The organism is Bartonella sp. AD328YNZD (assembly GCF_042196425.1).
This window is the reverse complement of record NZ_JBHIQG010000897.1, coordinates 1-514: the sequence shown is the minus strand read 5'-3', so window position 1 is coordinate 514 and position 514 is coordinate 1. Positions and strand designations below refer to the sequence as shown.

Sequence of the window (514 nt, the reverse complement as noted above, 5' to 3'; positions counted from 1 at the left end):
ACTTTGAACAAGCCCAACCATGGAATGCGAAGAACTAATCAACGCCATTAACCACCCTGCTCCAACAGCCTGTATCAGCCCCCCTAAATTAGAAATAAGAGTAGATGACCATAAATTTCGAAATACCGAATTACGAAAAAGTTTTAATGTTGAAATGCTCTGCATCTTTTTCCTCCAAATCGGTATTTATCACTTTTGTTACCACATACACGCTCATAATCTTTGTATCAAAAGGATGCATAATTCTTTAAAAAACTTCTCATAAAACTCTATTTAAATCAATATTTCAAAACAAAAGCTTTTATTTAAAGAAAGACTTCAAAATGCTGTTAAGGACTAGTATTTTAACCTTCTTTCCTATATAAGAACGAAAATAGGTAAGAGTCTTCGACTTTTCCTGTTTTCTCACAGACCCTTGCTGAACGACATCTCGGCTATGGGTGACTTTATGTTTCTTCGTTTTTGGAAAGGATAATACGATGTCGATTACAGCTGAACGTAAACAAGCTCTTGT

General features: G+C 34.8%; 2 protein-coding genes. Both read right to left on the bottom strand.

All coding sequences use genetic code 11. The features are described from left to right. Window positions 1-165: MFS transporter (locus tag ACFIO3_RS15645; RefSeq protein WP_375704840.1), on the bottom strand; the 165-nt coding region annotated here is incomplete at its 3' end. 136 nt (window positions 166-301) lie between these two features. Next, a partial coding sequence (locus tag ACFIO3_RS15640) for a hypothetical protein (RefSeq protein WP_375704839.1) occupies window positions 302-514 on the bottom strand: 213 nt, incomplete at its 5' end.